Source organism: Aeromonas sp. MdU4, assembly GCF_041929505.1.
GTDB lineage: Bacteria > Pseudomonadota > Gammaproteobacteria > Enterobacterales > Aeromonadaceae > Aeromonas.
The window spans coordinates 1-23,512 of sequence record NZ_JBHFMW010000048.1 but is presented as its reverse complement, the minus strand read 5'-3'; the positions used below and the strand labels follow the sequence as shown (position 1 = coordinate 23,512).

General features: G+C 44.5%; 21 protein-coding genes and 2 pseudogenes. 7 read left to right on the top strand and 16 right to left on the bottom strand.

The genetic code is table 11. From position 1 onward, the window contains the following. Positions 1 to 472 precede the first annotated feature (472 nt). Positions 473 to 1,339, top strand: coding sequence for a helix-turn-helix domain-containing protein (locus ACE1BR_RS22500; protein WP_374874227.1), 867 nt, complete (start codon positions 473 to 475; stop codon positions 1,337 to 1,339). A gap of 29 nt (positions 1,340 to 1,368) precedes the next feature. Here ACE1BR_RS22500 and ACE1BR_RS22495 read toward each other — a convergent pair whose 3' ends face one another. From ACE1BR_RS22495 to ACE1BR_RS22485, 3 genes are read right to left on the bottom strand one after another with little or no spacing between them, the layout of a single operon-like run. Next, positions 1,369 to 2,010, bottom strand: coding sequence for a 2-dehydro-3-deoxy-6-phosphogalactonate aldolase (locus ACE1BR_RS22495; protein WP_374874225.1), 642 nt, complete (start codon positions 2,008 to 2,010; stop codon positions 1,369 to 1,371). 9 nt (positions 2,011 to 2,019) lie between these two features. Next, a complete protein-coding gene (locus ACE1BR_RS22490) occupies positions 2,020 to 2,715 on the bottom strand; it encodes a creatininase family protein (RefSeq protein ID WP_374874223.1) in 696 nt (231 codons plus the stop codon). Further along, positions 2,708 to 4,054 (bottom strand): FAD-dependent oxidoreductase, encoded by a 1,347-nt coding sequence (locus ACE1BR_RS22485; protein ID WP_374874221.1) that lies wholly within the window; start codon positions 4,052 to 4,054, stop codon positions 2,708 to 2,710. Before ACE1BR_RS22485 ends, ACE1BR_RS22490 begins: the two co-directional genes overlap by 8 nt. A 578-nt stretch (positions 4,055 to 4,632) precedes the next feature. Here ACE1BR_RS22485 and ACE1BR_RS22480 point away from each other — a divergent pair. From ACE1BR_RS22480 to ACE1BR_RS22460, 5 genes and pseudogenes are all read left to right on the top strand, one after another. Further along, on the top strand, positions 4,633 to 5,451 hold the full coding sequence (locus ACE1BR_RS22480) for an SIS domain-containing protein (protein ID WP_374874219.1): 819 nt from the start codon (positions 4,633 to 4,635) through the stop codon (positions 5,449 to 5,451). Next, complete coding sequence (locus ACE1BR_RS22475; RefSeq protein ID WP_374874217.1) at positions 5,444 to 6,232, top strand: SDR family NAD(P)-dependent oxidoreductase; 789 nt, start codon at positions 5,444 to 5,446, stop codon at positions 6,230 to 6,232. The genes ACE1BR_RS22480 and ACE1BR_RS22475 overlap by 8 nt, the downstream gene beginning before the upstream one ends. Before the next feature lie 20 nt (positions 6,233 to 6,252). Further along, positions 6,253 to 7,215 carry an ROK family protein gene (locus ACE1BR_RS22470; protein ID WP_374874215.1) on the top strand — a complete coding sequence of 321 codons (963 nt, stop codon included), beginning with the start codon at positions 6,253 to 6,255 and terminating at the stop codon, positions 7,213 to 7,215. Positions 7,216 to 7,240: 25 nt separating this feature from the next. Next, a complete protein-coding gene (locus ACE1BR_RS22465) occupies positions 7,241 to 8,866 on the top strand; it encodes a sodium/solute symporter (protein WP_374874213.1) in 1,626 nt (541 codons plus the stop codon). Between the two features lie 75 nt (positions 8,867 to 8,941). Further along, a pseudogene (locus tag ACE1BR_RS22460) lies at positions 8,942 to 9,262 on the top strand (helix-turn-helix domain-containing protein); the annotation flags it as partial. A gap of 586 nt (positions 9,263 to 9,848) precedes the next feature. On the opposite strand, the gene ACE1BR_RS22455 reads toward ACE1BR_RS22460, so the two are convergent. From ACE1BR_RS22455 to ACE1BR_RS22395, 13 genes are all read right to left on the bottom strand, one after another. Then, positions 9,849 to 10,052 (bottom strand): FaeA/PapI family transcriptional regulator, encoded by a 204-nt coding sequence (locus tag ACE1BR_RS22455; protein WP_374874211.1) that lies wholly within the window; start codon positions 10,050 to 10,052, stop codon positions 9,849 to 9,851. A 482-nt stretch (positions 10,053 to 10,534) separates the two neighbouring features. Further along, complete coding sequence (locus ACE1BR_RS22450; RefSeq protein WP_374874209.1) at positions 10,535 to 10,975, bottom strand: lytic transglycosylase domain-containing protein; 441 nt, start codon at positions 10,973 to 10,975, stop codon at positions 10,535 to 10,537. Between the two features lie 11 nt (positions 10,976 to 10,986). Then, positions 10,987 to 11,724 carry a prepilin peptidase gene (locus ACE1BR_RS22445; protein WP_374874231.1) on the bottom strand — a complete coding sequence of 246 codons (738 nt, stop codon included), beginning with the start codon at positions 11,722 to 11,724 and terminating at the stop codon, positions 10,987 to 10,989. Between the two features lie 26 nt (positions 11,725 to 11,750). Then, a complete protein-coding gene (locus ACE1BR_RS22440) occupies positions 11,751 to 13,436 on the bottom strand; it encodes a tail fiber domain-containing protein (RefSeq protein ID WP_374874207.1) in 1,686 nt (561 codons plus the stop codon). 146 nt (positions 13,437 to 13,582) lie between these two features. Beyond that, positions 13,583 to 14,077: a hypothetical protein gene (locus ACE1BR_RS22435; RefSeq protein WP_374874205.1), complete on the bottom strand. Its 495-nt coding sequence runs from the start codon at positions 14,075 to 14,077 to the stop codon at positions 13,583 to 13,585. 14 nt (positions 14,078 to 14,091) lie between these two features. Continuing rightward, entirely contained in the window at positions 14,092 to 15,333 is a 1,242-nt protein-coding gene (locus tag ACE1BR_RS22430; protein ID WP_374874203.1) for an ATPase, T2SS/T4P/T4SS family, read from the bottom strand. A 14-nt stretch (positions 15,334 to 15,347) separates the two neighbouring features. Next, entirely contained in the window at positions 15,348 to 16,478 is a 1,131-nt protein-coding gene (locus tag ACE1BR_RS22425) for a type II secretion system F family protein (protein WP_374874229.1), read from the bottom strand. Between the two features lie 2 nt (positions 16,479 to 16,480). Further along, positions 16,481 to 18,094: a GspE/PulE family protein gene (locus ACE1BR_RS22420; protein WP_374874201.1), complete on the bottom strand. Its 1,614-nt coding sequence runs from the start codon at positions 18,092 to 18,094 to the stop codon at positions 16,481 to 16,483. Further along, positions 18,087 to 18,557 (bottom strand): hypothetical protein, encoded by a 471-nt coding sequence (locus ACE1BR_RS22415; RefSeq protein WP_374874199.1) that lies wholly within the window; start codon positions 18,555 to 18,557, stop codon positions 18,087 to 18,089. Before ACE1BR_RS22415 ends, ACE1BR_RS22420 begins: the two co-directional genes overlap by 8 nt. A 3-nt stretch (positions 18,558 to 18,560) precedes the next feature. Beyond that, the gene (pilO2, locus tag ACE1BR_RS22410) at positions 18,561 to 19,799 is read right to left on the bottom strand and encodes a type 4b pilus protein PilO2 (RefSeq protein WP_374874197.1); all 1,239 of its coding nucleotides are present in this window, start codon (positions 19,797 to 19,799) and stop codon (positions 18,561 to 18,563) included. 11 nt (positions 19,800 to 19,810) lie between these two features. Beyond that, positions 19,811 to 21,556 carry a secretin N-terminal domain-containing protein gene (locus ACE1BR_RS22405; protein ID WP_374874195.1) on the bottom strand — a complete coding sequence of 582 codons (1,746 nt, stop codon included), beginning with the start codon at positions 21,554 to 21,556 and terminating at the stop codon, positions 19,811 to 19,813. A 118-nt stretch (positions 21,557 to 21,674) separates the two neighbouring features. Next, the gene (locus tag ACE1BR_RS22400) at positions 21,675 to 22,103 is read right to left on the bottom strand and encodes a TcpQ domain-containing protein (protein WP_374874193.1); all 429 of its coding nucleotides are present in this window, start codon (positions 22,101 to 22,103) and stop codon (positions 21,675 to 21,677) included. Positions 22,104 to 22,186: 83 nt separating this feature from the next. Next, positions 22,187 to 22,735, bottom strand: coding sequence for a type 4 pilus major pilin (locus tag ACE1BR_RS22395; protein WP_374874191.1), 549 nt, complete (start codon positions 22,733 to 22,735; stop codon positions 22,187 to 22,189). 544 nt (positions 22,736 to 23,279) lie between these two features. On the opposite strand from ACE1BR_RS22395, the pseudogene ACE1BR_RS22390 reads away from it, so the two are divergent. Beyond that, positions 23,280 to 23,512, top strand: a pseudogene (locus ACE1BR_RS22390) (transposase); the annotation flags it as partial.

The following is a 23,512-nucleotide window of genomic DNA, read 5'->3' as shown; positions in this document are numbered from 1 at the left end:
TGTCCAGTTCCAGTGCCGTGACAGGCACTGGTTTTTTATGGCACTCAGACCAAGTCTCTGCCCCTTGGATGTTCCGGCGAAGTTGAACGGATATAATGAAAAACGCCATGAAATGATGTCCATCGGTCAGAATATGCTCCTCGTTCTGGGACTGGGGGCACGATCCAAGAGACACGACAAAACGCGTACCTGTACACCTTATCCAGAGCAATGTCAGACCGACAGGAGCAACAACGGACGATGATGAATGCATGGGTTGAGTTTGTTACTGGAGATTTACCAACTGAATCAGAAAGAAGCGGCTATTTGACCGCTTCCTATAGCTCCAGAGTTGCTCAACAAGGCCGAGTTGCTCGCTTTGCTAGTGCTACTGTAGTGGTCAACTACACCCGGCCCTTACCAAGCGTTAACTCGGCTAGCTAACGCTTGGTAAGGGCCGGGAGGATGTCCACACTAAAAACAGGTTGTAAAGATGAAAAAACGTGACATTAGGTTTAAGTTTGAAGAGTGGGGCATAGCTTGCCATTCAGGCAATGTTAAGCCAATGGAACGAATTCATAGTCATTGCGAAATAGAACTAAACTGGCTCACAAATGGATCCATTAAATATCAATTTTCTAATATTGAAGTTGAATTTAGTTCAAACAACCTTTATATTTTCAATGGTATCCGGCCTCATCAATTAACCGAAGTTTCTACAGGAACTCAGTTAAACTGGATCACCATTCCCTCGTGGCATGTCTTTAACTGGGGGCTAGACGAAAAGTTTTTAACTCACCTTGCTAACTGCGATATCCTTGTAGATGAAAATTATAAAGAATGCCTTCGAGACAGATTTCGATTCGAAAGATGGAGCGAAGATATAGCTGAAAGCAATGTAAAATCATTAAACATTCTGTTACTAGAAATTCGATGCCGCCTCGAACGCCTGTTGCTGAAACAAGGCAATTACACTGTAATAAACGAAAATCTTACTAAGAAAAAACAATTCTCCCCCCCAAAAAAAGCAACGACTCTAGTTACGGTCATGCAAGGTTACATCCTCAAAAATCTGTCAAAAAAAATAAGTATAGATGAACTAGCTGCTTTTGTGGGTTTAAATCCTAGCTATGCAACAACATTATTTCGAAAGGAAGTAGGCCAATCACCCGTTGAATTTATTGTATCAAAGAGAATTGAGTACGTAAAATTTTTGCTTGTCACAACAAGTAAACCTATTTTGGAGATTGCAATGGATGCAGGTTTCGGCTCTTCCAGTAGGTTTTATGATGCATTTACCGCAGCAGTGAAGATCCCTCCTGTAGAGTACCGAAATACACATTCAAAGCATCATATATAAAGAGGGGCGATCCCCCCGAGCTCTTGTGTTTATACTTTTTGTGACTCAACCGCTTTACGCGCTAAAGTATACGCAGAGATAATATTAACAGCATTTGACTCTAGCTCTGACAGCGTCATTCCTTTTTTATATAAGTCACTACCTAACCCAAAACCAGTTACTCCAGCAACCAACCATTTTTGATAATCCTCTCTGGAAATACCGCCCACACAATATAACTTCATTGTATCCGGCAATACGGCTTTGTACGCTTTAAGACCATCCAAACCAATAATGTTTGCCGGAAATAATTTTAATGCTGTAGCCCCAGCTCTGATAGCACTAAAAGCTTCAGTCAGGGTAGTTATACCAGGATAGGAAAGCATCGAAAGTTTTACAGTACTCACAACTACATCTCGGCTAAAGTTTGGTGATACAATAAATTGGCCTCCACTTTCCTTTACAAGTTTTACTTGCCCCGACGTAATTACTGTCCCAGCACCAATCAACGCTCTATCTCGCACAGCTTTCTTCATTTCTCTGATACTATCATAAGGTTGAGGCGAGTTTAGTGGAACTTCAATTTTTGTAAAGCCAGCATCACAAAGCGTGATTGCCGCAGGTCCCGCTTCTTCTGGTTTTATACCTCGCAAGATTGCAATTAGTTCGTTCTCGATTTGCTTGATATACATAAAACACCTCTACCTAATATTTTCTTTAATTATTGTAAATACTTTATTACAGAGGGACTCAATAATTTTATCTCTGGCAGCTTCACCTTCGGCTAAATTTGCATCAGTAGGCCTTCCATTAATACCACCTGAAGTTGGCTCAATAGCCGCCCTGGAACGTAATTTGTACCAAGGTTTCTCAACTATAAAATCTTTGGCTTTAGACATGTCGCAAGGAGTGCCAACCGCCATAGCTATTTCTGTTTCGCCTTTATCTGCGTGATGGATGTGAGTCATGTTCGCAACCGCCCAGTAGTTCCAATAGACAATCTTTAGTTCAGGGTAAATCTCCCAAATTTTCCAGAATGCCATCTCGCAGGGTGACTTATTAGCACCGTGACCACTAAGAATAATTATACTTTTAAAACCTTGAGAGCAAAAATGGTTGCAAATATCTGTTATCATATTTGTAAGCGTTTCTGGCCTTACCCCAATTGTGCCTATATACTCTGCCATTTCATCAGCAAAACCATAGTTGATCATTGGGGCTAAGATAGCACCAGTTTTTTCGCAAACTCTCTTAGAAAAATAATTTGCAGTATCTAGATCCACAGATAATGGTAGGTGTGGACCATGCGACTCAATAAGTCCGATTGGAATTATAACTGGTAGTTTTTTGTGCTCATCAGTTATTTCGTTAGAGACAAGGTCGATCAGTTTAACCATTATTTTCATCCTCTATATCAACAACAGCCCCAGCATCTTTTAGTGCTTGACGTAGGCCTTGTACATTAACTTTCTTTACTGAACACTTCTCCTTTGCTGCCATACTTATAGCTAGTCCAGCAGCTTGTCCCATAGCCATAGTTTGCCCCATTGAACGCACACTAGCGTGAGCATCATGAGTCGCAGAGAAACAACGACCAGCAACAAGTAAGTTAGTACTATCAACAGGTACAAGCGTTCTATATGGGATACCACAAACTTCGCCATCAGGGAGATAAACCCAATGTGTGCCTTGACCTCCGTGATGGTCCTCTATTGGTGCACCACAAACTCCAATCTGATCGTCAAACTTTTTAGCACTTAATACATCTTCTTTTGTCAGGCGATATAAACCATATATTCGTCTTGTTTCACGAATTCCGATTTGATAGCCGAAACTAGAAAGTGACGCGTGTTCATAACCAGGAACTTTATCAATGAGGAATTTAATGTACTCCATCGACTGTTTCCGACCTTCTATTTCTGCTGTACTTAACAAGCCAGCATCTGTTGCATTAATGATGTTACCTGCTTCATCTTTGTCAAAAGAATCGAGACGAGTCATGATTGTCGCCGTCATATTACCCACTGGCGTAATATGGTCGCTTCCGTCTCTTCGAGGTAATTTATACTGACCGCTTTCCGCAGCTTGCTCCATCAGTCTAAACATTTCTTCTTTCTTAATTGAGTAACGTTTGTCGATATTAACGTTAACCATTTTAAAAGTTGTCGTGAGCGTTTGCGCAGGTTCATCAACACCAGCTAGCTCGTATCCAAAACCCACAAAGTGACAAATGTCCGCATCTCCTGATGCATCAACGAAATAGTCAGCCTCAACAAATTCCAACCCGTTTTTCATTGCCAGGACCAAGCCAGTAATATGCTTGTCATCTGTTGCGATAACATCAACTACTTGAGCGTTTAAGAGAATATCAACGCCAGCTTCAGTGAGGAGCTCCTCCCAAACAACCTTTAGATACTCTGGATTGTACGTTACAGCCGTACCAGCGCCATGAGTGTTCGGCCTTTCCAGCCAACTATTCCACTTTTTTAGACCAGCAACAACCTCATCAGGGATACCTCCGACAATTTTTTTTGAATGCTTCCCTGGGGTGTAGTAACCATAAAAAGTATCGAGTACCGCAGTACTTGTACCACCAACAAAAGGAAGGCGCTCAACTAAGAATGTTTTACTACCATTACGTGCTGAACTTAATGCTGCGCTTGCCCCAGCAGTTCCTCCCCCAACCACGACAACATCGTACTTCTTTCTCTTTTTTAAATTAACACTATATTTCATAACATGAACTCCTAAACTTTCGTAAGTATGAGGCATTTAGCATTAATATAACCTTCAATGCACGTAGCTTCTTCCTTAAAAAACGACTACATACTCCCGTATTTTTAGAAAATACACCATATATCGAACTCAAATATTAGATAAAATCATAAAAAATAGAATGGTACGATGCGAGTTGACCCGCCATCATCATCAGTAACATGCCTGTATTTTAAATAAGACTAGGAGGCTTGTAGCTCTACCTGGGAACACCTTTGGTTCCACGGTGTGACATTCTGTCTCGACAAAGAGGTTGGAGATTCTGATGATATAGCTCCACTACGAGTGTGGGATTATAAGTATCCCTTGGTTAATTACCCTCAGCTTCTGAAGAGTTTCGACTTCTCTATAAGGTAAATGTTTATAAAATGAGATGCGACAAGAAATAAGATAAATCTGGTGTGATCTTGTTCACACCGTTGTTGTAGAGGAAATTTAATCAGCAAAATTCAAAGAATACAGGACTAGTTGATTTGATTATGGGAAGACTTATCTAGTCAAAAAACAAAACATAAACTCATCAATCCGGAGGAAAAAACATGCCTTTCATTTTCCCAGAGCAAATGGAAAAAATTAAAAAAAACCTTATTGAGCAAGAGGAGACACTGAGGATAGTAGCTTCATTTTATGCTGATGCAATTGAAAGCAATGGTGTGATTCATATTTATGCTAACGGCCATTCACGTATAACTGTTGAAGAATCCTGTGTGCGTATGGGGGCCCTAACTGGTTTCCACCCCCTTCTTTCTGTAGGTCTTACAACATTCATGGATGTTATTGGTCCTAACGGTATTCGTGTAAACCAAGCTATCGAGTTTACTGAAGGATTAGGAAAAAAAATGCTGGATGAAATACATGTTGCACCAAATGATGTATTGCTTGTTGTAACTGCAACAGGAACCACAGCTGCGGCTGTTGATATAGCTCTAGCTTGGAGCAAATACTTTCCCAAAAATCCACTTATTGGCCTTTGCTGTAAAGAGCAATCAATGACTGCGTCTCCTAAACATTCCGTAGGGAAAAACTTAGTAGATATAGTAGAATCTCATACCAAAGGTATTGTTATTAATAATGGTATGCCAAGTGGCGATTTATCAGTTTCATTTTCCGGAAAAACAGGTGATTACAATATTTGTCCTCTTTCTTCCATAGGTGCGCTGAGTGTTACGCACTCTCTTAACGAACTAACACTTAAAGAACTAGACCGCCGTGATTATGCACACATGGTTCTGAGAAATATGCATCTAAATGGTTATGGCATTAATTATGATGAATGGATATTAGATCAACGGCGGCGTTACTCCCGCGTTATTTACAACCCAGATATTATATCTAAAAAAGGAAATAGCAATGAATAACATCACTAAAGTTGTACTTATTACTGCTTCAACAGGCATAGGTGCAGCAACAGCCAAAGTACTGGGCGCACAAGGTTGGAAAATTTTTGTCGCCAGCTTATCTCCGGAACATGTAAATGCGTTGATTCAGGAACTTAAAAGAGTAGGCATCGAAGCTGATGGTATTGCTTGTGACATCTCTATGCCTGAATCTCCATCACTTATTATAAATAAATGTTTAGACTCATTCGGCAGAATTGATGCGCTTTATAACGTTGCAGGTGTAAGTGGCCGAAAAGATGGTGATGGATCACTTGAAAAATGTACAGATGAAGGTTGGCAGACTGTTTTAGATATAAACCTGACAAGTCAATTCAGAATGTGTAGAGTAGTCGTAAAACATTGGTTAAAAGAACCTGAAAAATATAATGGGAAAATAAAAAGCATTTTGAATATGGCAAGTATACTCGGTGTTGATCCAATGCCAGAATACTTTGACACCCTAGCTTATGGTGTGAGTAAAGCAGCAGTTATTGGAATGAGTAAAATCTTAGCTAGCACCTACGCAAGTGATGGAGTCTCCGTAAATACTATTGCTCCTGGTTTAGTTGAAACACCGATGAGTACCAGAGCATCACAAGATCCAAGAATTCTATCCGCAGTCGGAAGAAAGCAACGACTATCTAAAGGTATGGTTCCTATCGATACAGTCGCTAAATTATCTGCCTTTATGCTCAGTGATGGATGCATTTCAATGACTGGAGAAGTAGTACACCCAGACGGGGGTTGGCGTGTCAGTTAAAAACATATAGGGGCAATATCATGAAAAGTCAGGGATATTACATAGGAATCGATTGGGGTGGTACTAGAATAAAATGGGGGGCAGTTACCGAGAGTGGGGAATTTCTACATAAAGATACCTATAACTATTCCTGCCACTCGGATATTAACTGTAACGTTAATATAATTTTAGACAACATCTGCGATTACATTAATAATCAGAAAACGATGCCACTTGGCATTGGCATTTCGCTAACTTCAATAGTTGATCCATTTTTCGGTGTTGTTTACCTACCAGGAAAAATCAACGGTCTGGCTCAGTTCCCAATAGTGGATAAGGTCAAACAAAAGTTCCACTGTCCAGTAAAAGCTGACAACGATGGTCGTTGTGCTCTGCTTTCTGAGCGCTATTTTGGAAAAGCTCAAGATATTGATTGGGCCGTAACACTCACAATAGGTACGGGAATTGGCTCTGGTGTATTACTGGATGGTCAGGTTTTACGAAATCCTCATTTACAGTTTGGCACACAAATGGGCCACTTGATGATATTTGGCAATACTGATCAAACATGTTTAACCGGATTTAATGGAACTGGTGAAATGACGTGTTCCTCAACTGCACTAGTGATTGATGTACGTAGTGGTTTAGAACGAGGAATTCCTTCCATTCTAAGTCCAAGATATGCTATGGATGTGAGAGAAATCACCTTCAAAACAATTATTGAAGAGGGGGTGAGAAAAGGCGACAAATTTTGTGTGGATTTATTTGATAAGTGGATAAAAAGACTTTCATTCCTTATCGTTAATGCCATCCACGCTTATGGCCCTCAGCGAGTAATACTATCCGGTGGTGCGACTCTAGCTAGCGATCTATTTTTAGAGAGATTGCAAACATTGGTCGATCAGAAAACATTTATTTACCCTCCTGGCACATCAATCCCAATTGTTGTATCTGACTGTCAAGAACATAACGGTGTATTGGGTTCGATATGTTTATTTAAATAGCTTAAAGATAGCAAAAGGAACATATATGAATGACTTTCAATTGATAGATTACCTTGTCTTTGGGTGTTACTTTCTCACAGTAATTTCTATAGGAATTTGGGCATCGAACCAAAAAGGAGGAACAAAAACCTCAGAAGGATACTTTCTTGCAGGTAAATCTCTACCTTGGTGGATTATCGGCAGTTCACTTATTGCGGCTAACATATCTACCGAACAGATAATCGGGATGAACGGTACTGCGTTCGAAAGTGGTATAGCCGTATCGTCATACTCATTGCTTGGTGCTGTAGTTCCAATTCTTATTACTGCAAAGTTTTTACTACCAACATTTTTAAGATTAGGGGTCTACAGCATGCCTGACTTCCTAACTAAAAGATATGACTCTAGAGTTAGTACAGGTATGGGGGTATTTTGGGTTTGTTTATTTATCTTCGTGAACTTAACTTCTATTCTTTCGCTTGGTGCTATTACGCTTCAATCCGTAATGGGCGTACCTATCGTATACGGATGTATCATTCTGGCAACAATTTCTGCTTTTTACACAATCTATGGAGGCCTAAGTGCCGTTGCATGGACAGACTTTATTCAAGTTGTTGTGCTTGTGTTTGGCGGTTTCGCAGTCCTTTATTTCGGACTGAATGCTATCTCTGACAACCAAGGTGTCTTTCAAGGTATGGTATCCTTGTTCGAAACGCAGCGTGATTCATTCCATTTGGTACTTGCTGCCGATCACCCAGAGCTACCATGGACTGGTGTATTTTTAGGCGGCATTCTTATTGCTGCATTGCCATATTGGGGATGTAATCAGTATATAATCCAAAGAGCGCTAGCAGCTAAGAATGAAAAAGAAGGAAGAAATGGCCTCCTCTTTGCAGCATTTCTATCGTTTGTAGTAGGCGTAATAATCGTAATTCCAGGTGTAATCGCAAAAGCAACTATTGCGGAGTATGTGACTAGTCGTGATCAAGCTTTCCCACTACTAGTGAAAGAGTTCATTCCTGTAGGTTTCACTGGTTTGATAATTGCAGCTCTTGTTGCTGCGATTGTCTCATCCCTGAACTCACTAGTAACAAGTGCGTCAACAATTTTCACTCTTGATATCTGGACAAAAGTTAGCAGCAATCAAGGTGATGATGCAAAAAAAGTTCGTGTTGGTCGTATTTTTTCTGCTGTAGCACTAATCATCGCAATACTAATTGCACCAAAAGTTGCGAGCATGGGGGCTTTGTTTGCGTTCATTCAAGAATACTCTGGCTTCATTACTCCAGGTGTACTAATTGTATTTTTGCTAGGAATTTACTGGGATCGAATGACTCCAGACGCTGCACTGGCGGTAGTGCTACTTACTATTCCAGTATCTACTATTCTTAAGTTTTCACTTGTTGATACAGCATTCTTAAACCGAATGATTTTTACAACGCTGATTCTTCTTTTCGTTGCTGTTTTATTTAGCCTTTATGCAAAAAAAGGGGTGAATAACGGTGCATTACTTGTTGCAAAAGCAAGGAGAGCAAGTAGTTCAAAACATGTAAATATCACTGACGATGATGTTTTAATGACTAAATATAATTCAAAACAAGAATTGATATTTAATATAGGAGCAACTTCATGTATGGCTCTAGTGCTTGCCATCTACGTAATAGCTTCATAACTCTAAATAGCTGTTCCGAATAGTAGATCACAGGAGGTGTGATTCATAGAGATCATTTCACTATGATGTGATGCTATGTACACGGAAATTCGGCTGAGATTACTGTGGGTACGCCTCTACGAGGAAACCGGTAACGCGGGTCTTGTATGTCGTCGGTGCGGCATATCCAGACCGACTCTCAGGAAGTAGTGGCGTTGCTACAAAGAGTGCGGTGACGCCGGTCTAGTGAGACTCAGTAAGCGACCTCAACACTCTCCCAACCGTAAGGTCTGGAGCTCAGAAGCACTGCATATCCTAGAGCTCAGGCGGACTCGTAACTTAGGAGCCCGGCGTATACAAAGCGAGTTACGCCGGCATTTTGATATTTCCCTCGCTTTGACAACGATCCATTGCGTATTCCGGCGAAGTTGAACAGCCATTCCGGCCAACGTGAACACCCTGATCCTTAACGCGCTCAGATCATCCCGTTTCTAACTCGACTGTTTGGACTGACCCCACAACACTATTTCTTATCTGACAACTCCTTTGGGATAGGTTATAAATCAGTCACCATATCAACCACTGAAGTGATGATAAATAATGACGAGATGTACCGCTACGCTCGACGTTATTACCAGATGATATAGCCGATTAGTACGGATAACTCAACGATGAACAACAAACGGAGCAACCTACTGCCATCGAAAAACTCATATTATTTTATCCTAGGTCATCTCACGTTTGCTTGGTAGTTATATTTAAATATTCAACAATGTCTTTGATCATAAGAAATCGCCCCTGTTCAAATAACCCCTCCCCAATGCAAAAAAAATAACGTGGCGACGATGGTTTACGCATGATTTCATTCCTACTTGCTCACGAATAGCGCTAACTTTTTCACCATAATACGGGAAAAGACTGTGGGCGTGACGCCAGCCCGTGGCCGAGCACTAAAAAATACTGGTGTGCGCACAAATTCATTATTGGCGCCCCCTGATTCAAGTCATTTAACTTCATCAAAAATACACCATAGTGATGGTACTCCGCGCCCCTGTTTTATTTTCCTCACCCAACCATCGTGACTAAGTTTGCGCATACGATAAAGGGTCTTGTATACCGACATATCTAACTCTGCACCGATGGTGGCAGTCGAGCATGGCGATTGCTTTGCCAAAAATTCAATTATAGTTTTATCATCAATTTGCATTTATCATTCCACCATATGTACGAAATAATCAGGCATATTGCATGTTACACCAAATACCATCGACATTGGGCCCCCTGCGGAGCACATGCAATAATTAAGATCAGTTTTAAGTGCAGTTCCAGAATGGCCGCGCTGTGCGTGAGTAGACGTTGTTGCCCAAATCGATGCGCCTTGAATGGGATTAAATTGGGACTCGGTGATCTGATTACCATCATCCCCTTCAAGCCTGCATCATGGGCATATCGATTCACCCCATCACCACCTAGCCTCAATACAACAGCGCTCTGATTAACCGTGGTTCACTCACCTTCTAGGTTGATACCGAAGCCATGAGCAACTGGTTTTACTACTGCCATCACACGGGCGGCGGAGCCGTAGCCAGCTTTAGCCAACCTGTAAGCTCGAGTGAAACACGTTATGGATACCGTGTCTCCTTTTTCTAGAAATGGCTATGGAATAGCGAAGGAGTAACACTATTATGATCAGTCCAACTTTCCCCTCATTCTATCCCCTACAAACAATTGACCCCATGCGCTCAACACCTTCTTTTGATAACGCTGGTTATATAATGGCGTGGTTGAATGGTAATACCCTACACCTTTCCAAAAATCGTTTGGCGCTTTATCAATGGCCTGCCTTAATATCCAAGTGCCAACCTGTACATTATAGCAAGCATCATCACGCAAACGAATATAAGCGGCTTGCCTATCATTTGCAAAATGTGCCTGCGCGACCACGGGCAACCAAGCACCACTATTAATCTGCATCACGCCAAGGTCTTCAGTATTATTTCTATTTCTACTCATCATACCTGGTATGCCGCCCTCGACCTTAATTATCGCAACGACCAACTCTGGTGGTAGCTGATGCAGGCTAGCGGCTTGCAATACGCAACCTGCTAATAAATAATTCAGAGCTGTCATAGGGGCTCCATTTATAATATTGGCGGCAGCACCAAACAGATCAAAATACCCATTGCCAGTGCCGGTCCCATTGGGACCATGACTTGACCACGGCGACGTGCAGGCCATGCCATCAGAATAAAAATAAACGCAGAAATGAGTAAAAATGATGGCAATCGGCCAAATCCCAACCAAACCCCGGCGACGGTGCACAAAGCAATATCCCCACCGGCCATAGCGTCCATCTTCCGCCACTTGCCAACGACCACCATACTAAACCACATCAGGATAAACCCTGTGAACCCTCCCCACGCCCTCTCGTCCAGAGCTGGCGTGAAGGGGGAGAATAGCAACCCCACCCAAAACAGAGGCAGAGTTACAACTGCTGGTAGCCATTGCTCACGCCAGTCTATCTCAGCCAAAAACAGTAGGACCTGCCAGAGTAAGCAAGCCGCCATACCTTCGGCCGTCAGACCGAACCACACGAGCGACAACAGCCACCCTAGGCCACCAACAAGTTCCACAAGTGGGTAGCATACAGACACTCGCACACCACACTGCGAACAACGCCCTCCGGCCAAACACCAGCCCAAAACAGGAAGCAAGTACAGCAAGTTGATGGGTTGACGACAAAGATCGCACCGTGAGGCAGGTGAGCACAGGGTTAGATATGGTTCGGCATCTTCACGCCACCCCAACTGGTGGGGTAATCGATAGACAGCTAGTCGACCAAAACTGGTCAAGACTGCCCCCCCCCAAACAGCCAGCATGTAGACCATCCACATGGGTAACACCGTCAGTGTGAGTTCCACATATACTCCTTGGGTGTCATACACAAATTGCCACACAAGGTGCGTTCCTCAACCGACAAGGGCAGTTCAAGCACCTGTTTGAGCTGGAGAAACTCTCGCCTCTGTTGTTTAAGATCTACTTGCAATCGATCAATCTCAGCTTTCTGATCGTACAGAGTGGTCACCATCTCTTTAAACTTCGACTGTAACTCGATCACCGTCTGATGCAGCTCTTTAATTGCCTCAATCAGAGGGGCAATCAAATTCCCGTAGCTGACGGCCAAGAACCCTTTATCATCTTGAGTGACGACTTCTGGATACACCTGTTTGACCTCCTGTGCAATGAGTCCTATATCTGAAGCCCCTCCCTCCTTCCAGCGAAAACGGTAACCCTGCAGCTTATCTAGTTTATCTAACGCTCCCGTCAACGGTAATAAGTCTTGTTTTTTGCGAATATCACTTGTCGAGATAAAATCCCTTGCACTAACTGCTCCACCAACCTTAAGGGCATATTGCCCTGGTATCACTGGACTTTGATCTATATCTAAATAGCAAAAACCACCGCCAGGATTAGCCCGCAGGCATCTACTTCTAGCGGTCAAGGACGCATTTACATATGAAATAGGTCTAGACATTCTAAATTCCAAATCACCTCCATACAGTCCCAGACGAGCATTCCCCTGGTTCATCATGGTATTGTAAATATCTACGGTAACCCGCGATGCGACATTCCCATCGGATTCCACACTAGCAATATCGACTCCTTTAGATCCTCCTCCATGAAGTTTAAGACTTCCCTCCGTTATCAGTTGAGAATCCCGCATACCTAGTTCAAAGAATGATCTAGCAGCCCCCACGACGTATCTCGGTGGTCCCCAAAGAACTAATTCGTCGGATGATTCGCTCGAATTATCTTTCCTTCCAGGCATCACCTGATTAACTTCCAAAATGCTTGTATTTACAATTTTATTATTATTCATATCTATCGCTGTATCCATCCGGTTCAAGTAAGACTTATTGGGATCCGGATTTTCCTTGCGATGTAAATATAGATCACTGTTACCGCCAACCGTGCTGTTATTCAGCCCCGCAGTTACCAGTGCAGCCAGATATCCCCTCGATGGGCTTGGCGAAAAACCCGCCCAGTCAGCCGTCGATGTCTCCCAGCCGCCATTTGCACCAGTGATGACCGCCTTGCCCTGGGGCATATAACCGGCCATCGCCCCGGCTGTGGCGACCACCTGTCCCAGCTCATCATCCCGGAACTCTGTGCCGCCACTGCTAACCAGCAGCCCCTGCAGGGTCGTCGGTTGCACGACAGGCATCGCACGGATCAGCAATGTCATCGATTGATTTCGCTTGCCTCCCAGTCTGCCAGCTAACTTACCATCTAAGAAACCGCCGTTCTGCAGCGCCCTGAAAGAGACCACCCTCACTATCCGGTGACTGTTACCGCTAGAGGGCGCATTTTCTGCAGCGGTAAGCAGACTCTCTCGATTAGCCTCGACATAGTTGGCTGCGGCCTGAGACACCATAGAAAAAAGTTGCGCATCATTACGCAAGCTCACCTGTTCACGACTATTCCCGGCATACCAGGCAATACCCGCCATGACGACTGCCGACAAGGCAAGCGCCATCGCCATCTCCAACAATGACAGACCTCGTTGGCTGTGCTGTGCATGCCCCTGCATAATACCTCCTACTTTAAACCACCGACCAATCGGTAAAACGACCGAATAAACAGATTACACATTGATGACTCGTGGACGCGCCTTTAATTAACACAAATGGATTCGCCGATAACACCAAAATGACGCTAAATTAACATGACGATAATTTATGGGCCCGTGATAGCGGGGCCGCCAATGCCAGGTATAATACCTCTGGGCGGACTACCAACAACAATTGAAGTACCATCATAAAGCTGTATACTATTGGATTGCCAAAAACCCGCTCCCTGCTGATATCTTGTGAGTTTTCGCCAAGCTACGGATATATTTCCCATCGGGATAAAACCTTTATTTTTAGTCAACGAGTTGACGTCTAGTACGGAGATAAGTCTATTGCCGTCATGATAGGTTCTCAGCACCATGCCACTATCCGCGGTCAAACCAGGAGCTAAATAGTTACCAAAGACAGCGGAATTCACTTCACCGGTACAATTTACTCCTGGTTCCATACAAGCTTTGCTTGCAGCATGATGCTGCAATAATAAACGACGGGCCCAGTACATCCCTGTCTTATCTTGCCGCTCTGCGAGCACACTGTTATTAGCCATTAGCCACGGTGTCATTCCCAGCAACATTACTAATGGCAACACGATAAACCACATGACAAGCTCCTGTTCTAGGATAAATCTATCGGATGCTGACCTCGCATAATACACAGGCGCTGGGCCTCTATTTCAGTACTCAACAATTCAAGCTTGCCACTGCGGATCTTTGCTCTCAAACCCATGTCTTTACCAAAACACAACATATTGGCCTGTAGGTTACGCTGGCCAGGTCGCTCCGGATCGGCAATTAACTCCTGATGTACGACCGCCGATAAGCCATCTGCCAGAATTGAACGAGCAAGATCCTGTGACCCCGCTCCCGCCGCGGCTATTTGCTGCAATGCCATGATGGCGCCCGCGAGCGAATTACCATGGATAGTCGCCAGTACCAGGTGTCCATTCACCGCAGCACGAATCGCTTCATTGGCCACTTTGGGTTCACGTATCTCACCGAGCATGATATATCGTGGGTTGTAGCGCATGGCAGCAACCATTGCTACTTCAAAACCACCGACTTTATTCGCATCTATCTGGTACCATAGACCCTGACCACGCTCACCATATATTCCCTGAGCCGGTACTTCTGGAGGGTCTTCTACCGCAACAGCAATGTCACCTCGCTCCGCCACTAACTGATTAAGCAAAGAGTACATGGTAGTACTCTTACCAGAACCAGTCGCTCCAGCAATCAGGATCATGCCTGATGAATTGCCCAATGCATGTAAGGTTTCCGCCATAACAGCTGGCAACCCCAAGCTATTGATATGTGGTATCGGGTACTTTGGCCTACGCAAGAAATAACCTGGGCCATCAATGGTCTCTATTCTTGCTACACGATAGGGCACACCATCATGCCTTAAGAAAAACTCACGACCACGAGCCTCACCATTTATCTCATCCAGTACCCGCTGGACATCATGCTTATAAGCCTCAGGAACACTAATAATTGGGCCACGGTACCCCACTACATGACGTAAAAAACCTCGACCATCTGGCCAGATCATCAAGTCTGAAAAATTCAATTCCTCCAAAAGACCGCTGACCACGGGAGCGGGAGAGTCCTCTCTAGGCTCAGCACGCTTAACCGGCTGCTGCTGGCGAGGTAAAACCACCTGAGATGGCGATTCCTGCAGCACTGACTTAACCTGACTTAAAGGCCGGGATGGCAACGTCGCTCTGTGAGCCATATCAAACTGCTGTTCTGGAGCGACTTTGTCCAACGAAGGGGCAGCCTTCGTAGCACGCGCAACCTCTGGTGTGGCAACAAGACGCTTTGGCGCAGAGTTTCTTGTAAATCGATCAAAAAAAGACATTTTGTTTACTCACTTTATCGATTAGCCGCTGCGCTGATCTGCTGTTGTAAATCAAACATCCCCGCCGCAATCCACATGAATACAAAACCCATTGCCAAAATGGCAAGATTACGCAGTAAATCCATCTGTCGGTTCAGTAGCACTAGCGTCTCATCCAGCCACTGGCGTGCCAAACGGTCCAGCATGCTTTCAAAACCTTCCAGCTGAGCATAAGAGCGAATATCAATAACGATCTCCCTGCTGGGAAACTGATAGCCACTTCGGAACAAAGCATCACCAATATTCCGGGCTCCATTCAATATCTGCATACGAGCAGCCAGTAGACGTTCGCGATACCAAGGGGAGACCTGCCTAGACAACGCAAGTAGTGCATCAGGAACAGAAATACCCGCATGTAACAATGCGGCCAAAGAGATCAAAAAATTTGATCCAATCACCAGTCGATAAAAACTCCATGGTGGTACCAAATCAAAATACTGCCTTACACGCCCAGTCCAAATACTGAGCGTCCCAATTATCACGATCATCACAAGAAAGATAAGAAAGGCGACTGACAGCATCTTGTTTTGCACAAAATCAGATAACATCGCCATGGTAGCCCCTGTCCCGACCCACTCCTCTTGCGGCAATATGCTATCGAAGGCAGGAATAACCTGATTACCAAATATATAAAGGTACAGGCACGTCGACATTAGCAGGAATAGAGGGTAAATCAAACCGGCTAAGGCTGCGTTGACCTTTCTTTTAGCCTCATAAAGAAAAATAACATCCTGTACCGCTCTATCAAAACTACCACTCAACTCTCCGGCTGCTAGTAACGATATTTCACTTTTGCTCCCCCAGCCATCAAGAGCATAAGAAAAAGTCTTCCCATTTAATACTTGAAGCCTCCAATGATTAACTGCTTGTGCAGCCGGATTATTTTTTCTTTTGCCGTCATATGATAGATGAATATAAATCTCTGAAAGAGCCTGCACAATCGGCACACCATTCCCTACAAATCTCCCCAACTTTTCATAAATTCGCATCCGTACTTTGCTATTCACTTGTAATTTGGCAAACCACAAGCTTAATCCCTGCAGTTTATCCACAGCCTGTTCTTTCTTTTTGGAGACCTTACGAAATTTAAATAATTGAGTGAACATTTTCACCTCAAACTCTGCAGCGTGGCCCGGCGAATAGGACTCAGTCCGTGAAATGGTCCTAACCGATCAACTAAGTCGCGGGGATCCAAATTTCCATTTATCATATGCAACCAGCCATGTTCCATCATCGTTATACCATCAAGCGTTTCCATCCAGTGCTGGGCCGCCTGCTCTCGCTCACCACGTTGCATCAAATCCAAAAACTCTTGGTCCGGACAGATCACTTCCGATAAAGCCATCCGCCCTAGATAACCATTACGACAGTTGTCACATCCCTCCGGATTCACCACTCTGATTGACGACAAGAAACCATCCGACGCCATATCAAAGCCAGGCAAAATAAGCTCAAGTCTCTGAACCATTTCGTCAGTTAATGGCAAGCTACAATCCGAACATAATCGCTTGACCAAACGCTGTGCAGTCAGCCCAGTCAACAAGGAAGGGTCGGTTAATTTAAATGACTCAACACCTTGATCACGTAGTCTGTCGAAAATGGCCAACGCACTGTTAGCATGCAATGATGTCCATACCTGATGTCCTGTCATTGCTGCCGTAAAGACTAAGTTAATTACCTCTTTGTCACGAGCTTCACCTGGCATAATGACGTCCGGGTCAGATCGCAATGCCGCAACAATCGCTTTACGATAGGCTACGCCGCGCTCTACTTCATTTTCAACATTAGTGACCGGTAGTTGTGCAGCACCATATATTTCATACTCAGGCGGGTCTTCTATGGTAAGGATATTTATCTTCTCACGACGCTCATGATATAACTGTTCTAACAACACCTTTAGCGTGGTTGATTTACCTGAGCCAGTAGGCCCCGAGATAATATTAACCCCTTCCGGAGCCTGCCTCATTCGTCCCAACAGTCGCAACTGTGACGGATGTAATCCCATACTATCCAGACTTAACCTCTGCTCCCACCTGTTGTCGGCATACAGTAATCTGGCAATAAGATAACGACCACCATTCCCCATGGGGTTTAGCTGCAACCTCACGGATTGCAACCCCTTAGGTAGAGGCACAGACAGCGACGAAATTCTAGCCGCTTGGTAGTCAAATACACGATAAGTAGCATCAGCGGCTTCAGCCATGTTATATGCCGCAGCCAACAACTCATGCCCATATAAGGCACTAACCTGGCGGATTGGGTGCATGTCACCATTAATCCGAAACTTGATATCCGCCTCATAGACATGAACATAAATATGTACATCACTCGCTGCGATATTTACGGCCTCCTGTAATAGAACCAACCAGTCTCGTTGCATCGGCATACCCTGATTTTCATGGGTCTTGCCCCCCAACGACTTTGCAGCCTCGTCATATAGCTGACGAATAAGTTCGATAGATACAGGATAAGTCTGGCCAACGGTAATACCTTTACGACGGGCAACTTCGCGAAGCGCAATAATCTGTGGATTGCCAAGGTTATCGGCATCAACCAGAAAGCTGCCATCCGCAAATACGAGTACGATACGCCGCTGGCCCTCTGATAGCTCCAGCTTCCCACCCGGCAGAGAGATAATAGTTTCTACCCTGTGAAACCAGTCCTGCAATTGCAAGTTCTCATCCCCGCCTCCGACAGGTTCAGCTGTAGACAAGTCAGCCATTGAATTTGGCACTCACAACAAAGGGCAGAACAACATGATTACTACCATCGGCCTGGTTGGCAGTAACGCTTCTGTCAGAAATACTGGTAATTACCCAGCCGCCTGGCAACGTATCGCCAGTCCGCACTCTGACTTCTCCAACACCATTTACCCCCACCAGTGCCATACGTTGTTTACCTACTCCCGTTAAAGCCAATACATATGGTATCCCGCTGTTATCCTGTTCACCACGTAGCTTGGACAACTCTGAACGTAATTTCTCTGCTTCCAGCTGTTGCCTAAGCAACAACGTTTCACGCTGGCTTTTTTTAATACTATCCAGCTCCTGCCCATAACCTCTAAGAATTTCATCCTTGTTCTGCACAGCATCAGGTACCGACACATTTCCCACCTGTTGAGCAAAACTCAATTGGCTAGATAATAAAAAAGTGGCAACTAGCATCGCAATACCGTTGCAGTTCATAATTTACTCCTTACGCATCCTCGCTGAGGCGCCATAAATTTCGGCAGAAAGTATCCAATAATCGTCTTCAACGTTATAGGTTACTTCATTAATGACCGTCGCTGACAAGCGTGTAAACAAAGGTAATAACAATACTGGTGATTGTTTTATTGTTGTTGTTAATTTTAGACTGGGCCAAAAACCATCTTTAAATTCGAATTGAACATTAAAACCCAGCTCATCAAATTCTGCTTTCAATCTGGCCTGCACTACTGACAGATTAGGATTACCGGGATGATCAGCTTGAAAACTTGGCAACTCCGATGCTTGCCATTGCAATTCAGCCTGGTTTTTCGCCCCCCATAACCGTACCTGTGGCGACCCCATCAACTGTACCGCCAGTGGAGACAACCAGTGATCAAGTCCTCCGCGGCGCTTCAATTGATAGCTAAACTGATTGCCATCACAACGACCAGTGACAGGAAACCAACCGGCAATACTCGCCGCTTCCAAAGAGTAAGTCTGTAAAACATCCGTGCAGTACCTCAAGCTGGCCTCAATAGGTGGCTTTCTAAACCAAGGTGCAGGTGGCGGTGGCACAGGTTTAGCAGGTAGGACTATCGGCTCTGGTTCCGGCCACCAACTTCTAATAAATAAGCCCAAAATCAGAAGAATCCCTCCACACGCCCCCCACAATACGAATCTAGCGATGTCGATATTTACTACCCGCAACTTAACTCGGGGAGGGCCTAGCAGGGGAGCATCCTGCTCTGCAGACAAACTACCGGGGATCTGCCAAGCTGTCGGACAAACAACCTGGCTCCAAGATTCATCAAGCAGACCCTGCTCAAACATTTTACGGATTTCGTCTTCATCACAACTCGCCCGGTCTAAGACGATCATGCCATCACTACGTATACCAACCAGCCACCACACCCCTATACCCAGTGGCCAGACGCCATAGAGCGAATCAGATAGAACGTCTGCAACGCAAGACGCCAGTGCAGGCATACCGGACTTATGGCCTAGGGCATAATCGCCAAGTGCGTACTGTTCAAAACGCTTTCGATCGGCTTCCGCCCGTAGGGCAAACAAGTCACTTCCAACACGCTGAGCGGCCTGACGAGCCTGTTCACGTGGACGCAGCTCAATCGCCTCTACCGAGCTCCATATCAGGCTGACAGCGTACTCTTTCTTATCCAGTCGGATAGTGCCGACTAACGACTCAAGTGCCTGAGCTGCGACATTTTCATATACATCCATCGCGGCCCCCGTCAGTTCAACCGAACCAGCTCTGCTGCGTGATCCAAAACGACTGGCGTTATCATCACCACGAGTATTTCACGGGTCTGTGTTGCCGCACTCTTACCACCCAACCATTTAAAATAAGGAGATCCCTGTCCATCATCACTAGTACTATTTACTAGTTTCTCATAACCGGCCAGAACTAAAGTAGCACCATTATTTATCAGTCCAGACTGAATAAAGGATCGCTGATCAAGATTAGGCAGCGATATTTGTTCCTTACCGTTATAGATGAAAGTATTAAATCCGTTATCCGGACCAACAAGAGTTGAAATATTCATATTGTACTGCAGCAATACCTTACCATCATCCATAACTTTAGGAAGTACATTGAGGGAAAAACCAGAGTTAACCGTTCCAACATTTGGCGTTACTGTAGTGACCCCATCGTCCGTGCTTTGGGTAATTGACTCGATATAGTTCTGGGTATTAGAAACTTGTACTGGTACGGGTTGACCAGACATGGTAGTCAAGGAGGCTGTATTCACAACACTGACATCTCCCTTTTGTTCAAGCAATGACAACACGGCCTTACTGCCCTTAAACTTACCATCAACCACTCCCGTGGAAATACCGCCCCCTGCACCTAATGCCGGGTTGAGCGCATTTCCTATCGTGGTTGTGCCTGAGCCTGAAGTGTACACAGCCTCTAAATCAAACTGCCAGTTTGAATCCTTAGTCAACGCAACATTATAGACTTCAACCTTCATGGTAACTTGGCGAAGAAGTTGACGATTAATCTCATACACTTGACGACCTACCCGCTCAACAACTGAAGTGGGGGCTGTCACTGTGACAATGCCTGTACTCGGTGATGCGGTAAAAGCGCCCTGTTCACCGACAATGCCTTTCAGGCTTGCCTGTAATTCTTTCCAGATATCCAGTTTGACCTCAATTTTGGAGGTCTGTGTAGCACCAACAGTTACTCCGCCACCGTTTTCAGAACTACCACCACCAGAACTACCGTTGCTCTCTGTTATCCCCGCAGTCATCGTTGCGTTACTATCCATGATGCTGGGCATAACGGCCAAAGAAAAAGAACGGGTGATCTGGCGGCTGAATTGAATCCGACCATCTTCATAGCGCCAACCAATATCAAAGTAAGCCGCGACCTGATTAAGAAATCCCGACAATGTACCCTGATAGTTGACTCGCATCTTGTCATAATTAAACGCTCGAGAATCACCAATGGTCAAAGGAACAGTATGATTTCGGCTATTCTCACCAGCTTTATTCTTCGGCAAAACTGAGTCCAGCGCAGCTGCCAATTTATCTACATCCTTCGGGTCTCCTGATGATATAGATTCATTGAGCTTTGTAAACTCAGGCTCCTTCTTCGACACAGAGCTCCTGATATCTGAAGCAAAAGACACCGGGATATTCGTAGCCTCAGTTATAAGGTTACCGATTGCAAGGAGACCTATCGCTCCAGGAGACATTAACCTGACTCCGCCACGTTCAACACTTGTTGGCAATGCCTGCCCGCTGTTTCGTTTAAAAACAGATGTACCCAGATAAGCGCCCGAAAGCACCGGTACCTGGCTGGTATCAGCCTTGCCCATTGGCTGCGCAGCTTGCTGTGTCAGCTTATCAAGCTGCTGGGTATTTTTATCGACATTTTCATCGGCAGTACGATATGTCTTGCTCAAAGGGTTGCTACAGGCACTGACTAACCCACTGACTGCCAACGCTAGTATTATTTTTTTACTCTTCATAATTAAACCACACCATTTCGAACTCAATTTAGTTAGCGCTGACGCAGGAAAATCAAGAGTTAGAGTCTCTTTAATACAGTAACATCGTGTAACATTAATAAAATTAACCGCGTTTTATCTAACGCAACGGCTGATTTTTTACCAGTAATACCCTGTTACCCCGATATAAAACGGGATACAACTTCGGTTCGATATCCTTCATCGCAATGAACAGTTCCGTAACTGCCGAGGTAAAGTCCCCCGTGAAGCTTGCCGACAACTTAGGAAAATAAACATATTCAGCCTCCCACACTAACGTCCATCCTGCCCGTGCTGCCCAGCCATCAAGCTGCTCACTCAAATCCACATTAGGGTGGACAACCCAGGGTGGTTGTATATTCGAAGGGGGGATCAAATTCACAGCCGATGGAGACTCAATAAATTGAGCTATTTTAGCATCAACCGCCACAACACTGCTCTTTGGTTCCGGCAATGACGTCATTGGCTGGGCAAATATGGAAATGCCAAATAGAAGAGACGTCGAATAAATTATTAATTTCAACCACATAGTTAAATCTCAAATTTGGAAGAAAGAGACAACTCATGCACCTTCCTTCCAAGGGAATAATAAACATCATATATAATGTTAGTTTAACCGACTATATATGCTACTGTCTCAGTAACGTCAGCATCGCCCGTCGCATTACAAAAGCTGGAGGCATCAGCCAATGAGGCAGGAAATTTAACAATATTGTTATTTCCGATAGTGATTTTACGTACAGATGTACCTGGGTCTGTCACCGCGAGCTTCACACAAGCATTTGCTGGTACAGATTCAAATTCTATTTTGTATGTATTGCCAGGATCAATCGCCACAACAGTGACTTTCCCGTTCCAAGGAGAAAGCAAATCACCAGTGCCGCTAAAATAAGAACTCGGTAGTGCACGACTATTCTTCAGTACAACATTATTTAAGCCACTATAACTGGCCTGAGTAGCATAAAGCGACGCAACGGCCGACTGAATACCTCCAAGTTGTGACTGGGCTCGCTGGACTTTAGCACTTTCAGAAGATGAGCCGTAATACATCACCGCACCGGCGACAACAACAGCAGATAAGGCCAGCACCATTGAGGCCTCGATCAAACTCAAACCCTGTTGCATCCGCTTCTCTTTATTCTTCCCAATTTTAATTGTCATTTACTTTCTCCAGTTAGTTGTTGTGTTGGTGTTGGTGTTGGTGTTGGTGTTGGTGTTGGAGGATTAAGCAATCCGGTATCAAGCCTTGAAGAGCAATTTCTTGGCAATTTCACCCTGCTCATCACCGTCACGTAAACTCTTCAAAGGACAGCATCACCCTCCTTTGAGACACCTTAATTCAGATCTTTATATCGCTCAAGATCAGAATCCCAATATATTGATCTACACAATGACAACCAAGCAGCATTAAATACTTGTCAACAGACGCTTTGCACAGCTATTGCCTATAAATTAATCAAATATTGGTCATATAGATCGTAATATACAGCTTTGGCAGAATATTAAATATTTTCCCGCATCGATTAATTTAGTGACAGAGAACACAATTTCTCCACGCGTATTCCGGCGAATGCCAGATATCGAGCCTGACGCAGTTATTCCAAATCGATGCTGCTTGAATGGAACTAACTGAGGGCTCGGTGATCTGATCACCACCACCCTCTTCAAGTCTGCATCATGGGCTCGTCGCTTCACCCCATCACCAACGGGCCTCAATACAGGTGAAGACGAGTGGAAGGTCAGGAAACACTGCGCCGAGAAACTGCGAGTCTGGCGCAAGTTGCATCTGGCGTTAGACCCGGTGACCCACGATATCGTGGCGGCGGAAGTGTCGTTGGAAAATGTCCATGATGCCGAGGTGCTACCGACCTTGCTCAGCCCACTGCGGCGTTTTTATGCGGATGGCGCCTACGACAGAAAAGCCAGCCATCAGCTTAT